Origin of the sequence: Herbaspirillum sp. UBA812 (genome assembly GCF_002296545.1) — a bacterium.
Lineage (GTDB): Bacteria > Pseudomonadota > Gammaproteobacteria > Burkholderiales > Burkholderiaceae_D > Herbaspirillum > Herbaspirillum huttiense.
Map to the genome: position 1 here is coordinate 1 of NZ_DBIC01000321.1, position 3637 is coordinate 3637.

4 protein-coding genes are annotated in these 3637 nt (G+C 64.0%); all 4 read right to left on the minus strand.

Annotated features, from left to right (window positions below):
- Positions 1–96 precede the first annotated feature (96 nt).
- Positions 97–978, minus strand: coding sequence for a phenylalanine 4-monooxygenase (phhA, locus tag B3873_RS21745; RefSeq protein ID WP_134223569.1), 882 nt, complete (start codon positions 976–978; stop codon positions 97–99).
- 80 nt (positions 979–1058) lie between these two features.
- The gene (locus tag B3873_RS21750; RefSeq protein WP_039783664.1) at positions 1059–1796 is read right to left on the minus strand and encodes a GNAT family N-acetyltransferase; all 738 of its coding nucleotides are present in this window, start codon (positions 1794–1796) and stop codon (positions 1059–1061) included.
- A 12-nt stretch (positions 1797–1808) separates the two neighbouring features.
- The gene (locus B3873_RS21755) at positions 1809–3041 is read right to left on the minus strand and encodes a multifunctional CCA addition/repair protein (protein WP_286869032.1); all 1233 of its coding nucleotides are present in this window, start codon (positions 3039–3041) and stop codon (positions 1809–1811) included.
- Between the two features lie 10 nt (positions 3042–3051).
- Positions 3052–3637 (minus strand): glutathione S-transferase (locus B3873_RS21760; protein WP_286869034.1); only part of this gene is annotated, 586 nt, incomplete at its 5' end.

Sequence of the window (3637 nt, forward strand, 5' to 3'; positions counted from 1 at the left end):
AGCCCGCCCGATCCGCCAATAGAAAAAAGCCGTCCGTGACAACACGGACGGCCAGCTTGGTTTCTCATGTCGCCGGCCCGAAGCGGCCGGGCGGCATCAGCGGTTGGGAGGAAGATTGGATTCGCCCGCCAGCAGGGTATTGGCCGGCAAGGCCTCCTGCTGCTTGAGCCGCGCATAGAGCGGTGTGAAGTCCGGCGCGGTATCGTTGAAGAGCTGTTCGAAATCCTTGATCACGAAATAGGTCTCCTGATAGGTATCGATCTTGTAGAGCGTGCGCATGATGCGCTCCACCTCAAACGGCACGCGACGCGGCTGGTCGCTGGAGAGGCAGTACTCGACCTCGCCGCCCGAGGACAGGATGCCGGCACCATAGATGCGCAAACCCTCCTTGCTCTGGATCAGCCCGAACTCGATGGTGTACCAGTACAGGCGCGCCAGATAAGCCAGCCCGTCGAGCTTGAGCGCCTTCAGGCCGCCCTTGCCGTATTCCTGCAGGTGGTTGGCGAAGATCGGATTGAACAGCAGCGGCACATGGCCGAAGAAGTCATGGAACAGATCAGGCTCGACGATGTAATCGAACTCGTGCTCTTCACGTAGCCACACGGTGACCGGGAAGCGGCGATTGGCCAGGTGCTCGAAGAAGGTGTGGTCCGGCACCAGGCCCGGCACGGCCACCAGCTCCCAGCCGGTGGCCTTGAAGAGCGCTTCGGTGGTACGGTCAAAGCGCGGGATGCCTTGCGAGACATCGAGCGCCTTCAGGCTGTCGATGAAGACATCACAGGCGCGGCCGGGAATCAACTTCGCCTGGCGCTCATAGAGACGACGCCACAGCGCGTGCTGGGCGGGCGTGTAGCCCTCCCAGTTCTGGGCCACGACGTAGTTGGCGTCGGCCTGGCTGTAGTCGCCGCGCAAGGCTCCGCTATCGGACTTGGTGGCGACGGTGGCGAAGAAATCATCGGTGTTGGGATTGGTGCTCATGGCATACCCGTTATCAAAGTGAGGCGCATATTATGCGCTCCCGGCACGGGATGGTCATGTGCGTTCGCGCAAGCAGCGCGTCAGGCAGCGGGCGGCGGCGTGCCGTCGTCCTTCTTTTTGGCACCGATGCCGGTCACGCGCGCGCCCCATTTCAGCAGTGCCTTGAAGTTGGCCTTGACGATATAGTCCAACATTGCAACTTGCTCTTCCAGCGCCTCCTGGAACACCGTGGCCGAGTTGGCAGGCTTGATCTTTAGGTAGGCATCGGCCTCGCCATAGTCGCGATGGATTTCCATGCCGGCCTTCTTGGCGATGTGCATCATCACCTTGTTGGACGAGAGACAGTGCATGTACAACGTATCGACATCGGCATTGCGACAGTGCATCGAAGCGCGCATGAACAGGCGCGTGCCCACCCCGAGCCCGCGTGCGGCGGCCGTCACCGAGACCCCGAACTCGGCGACCACCGGCTTGATGGTGGCACCGCTGATGCGCGTGCTCTCCTTGGGCGCGAAGGCCAGGTGGCCCACACCGAGCAGTCGCAAGCGACGGTCATAGACGCCGAAGACGGTATCGCGCTCGAAGTTGATGCCCTCGACGTAGCGCGTCACCATCTCATCGGAGAGCTTGGAACCGAAGCGCAGCAGGCGATCCTTTTCTTCCAGCGCGAGGAAATGTCGCAGCAGGTGGCGGCGCGCACGCGGCGAGAGCTCCTTGACGAAGACGTTGGGCTTGTCCTGCTTCTCCGGCTGTGCAGGCGGCAAGCCGGGTTGCTGGCCACGCAGGCGCTGGAGGAGACGGGACAGGGGATGGCTCATCGTGACCTTCCCTCAGGACTGCGCCGGACGATGCTGCTCGACATAAGCCGCCACTTGCGCAGTGCGTGCCGCCAGGATGGCCTCGGGAATGCGTTGCGGCTGTGCCTGCTGCTGTGCGATGGCGCCGGCATCGATGGCCTGCGCGGCCTGCAGTGCGCCTTCCAGATAAGCCGCCTGCGGGAAGGGCTGCAACTCCAGCCCGGTGCGGCCGCGATGGTCGCACTCCGAGGCACGCAGCATGTCGACGAAGCGCTGCGGTTTGCGGAAGGCATCGCACCGCGCGAAGAACTTGACCAGGGTATCGGGACGCATCTCGAAGGAGCGTCCCACATTGCCATGTTCGCGGGCCGTCATCAGCGCCAGGTCACGGCATTCGCCGGGTACCTTCAGGCGCGTGCAGACGTCTTCGGCCAAACGTTCGCTGCGCGCTTCATGGCCATGATGGCGCGGCCAGATCTCGGGCGGCGTGGTGCCTTTGCCGAGGTCGTGCAACAGCGCGGCAAATCGGATCGGCAAAGAAAAATCCTGCGCGGCGGCCCAATCCACCACCAGCATCACATGAACGCCGGTATCAATTTCGGGATGCCATTTCTCGGGTTGCGGTACGCCCCACAGCGCATCGAGTTCGGGCAGGATGCGCTGCAAGGCACCGCAGGCGCGCAAGACCTCGAACATGCGAGACGGCTTGTGCTCCATCAGGCCGCGTGCGAGTTCCTGCCAGACGCGTTCAGGCACCAGCGCATCCACCTCGCCCTCTTGCACCATGCGCTGCATGAGCGCGTTGGTTTCCGGCGCCACCGTGAAATCGGCGAAGCGCGCCGCAAAACGTGCTACGCGCAGGATGCGTACCGGATCTTCGACAAAGGCCTCGGAGACATGGCGAAATACGCGCGCCTCAAGATCGGCACGGCCGTGATACGGATCGACCAGGGTGCCATCCTCATCCTGCGCAATCGCATTGATGGTGAGGTCGCGGCGCGCGAGATCGTCTTCCAGCGTCACATCGGGTGCGGCATGGAAGGCGAAGCCCTTGTAGCCGGGCGCGGTCTTGCGCTCGGTGCGGGCCAGGGCATATTCCTCTTGGGTTTCGGGATGGAGGAACACCGGGAAGTCCTTGCCGACCGGGCGGAAACCCAGTTCCAGCAGCTGCTGCGGCGTGGCCCCCACCACCACGTGGTCGCGGTCCTTCACCGGCAGGCCCAGCAAGCCGTCGCGCACTGCGCCGCCGACGGTGTAGGTCTTCATCGGCTGCGCCTCACTGGTGGTCCGGAAGGATTTCCTTCTCGGCCAGCGCCTCGGCGATCCAGCGCGCCACCGCCGGGTGCTCGCGCACACGGTCGGCATAGGCTTGCAGGGCCGGGGCCAGCGGCACCTGGTAGCTGACGAAACGCATCACCACCGGTGCATAGAAGGCATCGGCAATGGAGAAATCGCCGAAGAGGAATTCATGATGGCCGAATTGCGAGAGGCACTCTTCCCAGATCTCGCACACGCGCGCGATATCGGCTTGTGCGTCGGCGGTGCGCCCCTTGCCGGGGTAGCGGCCACGGATGTCCATGCTCATGGCCGTGCGCAGGCCAGTGAAACCGGAGTGCATCTCGGCACAGATGCTGCGCGCGATGGCGCGGGCATCGGTGCGGGCCGGCCACAGGTGGCGGTCAGGGAATTGCTCGGCCAGATATTCGCAGATGGACAGCGAATCCCAGATCGCGATGTCGCCATCAAGCAGCACCGGCACGCGGCCCGAGCCGGTGTAGCGGGCGATCTCGCCGGCGGTCTCGGGCTGGTCCAGCAGCACGCGCACTTCCTTGAAAGGGATATTGAAGGCCACGGCGGGGAAC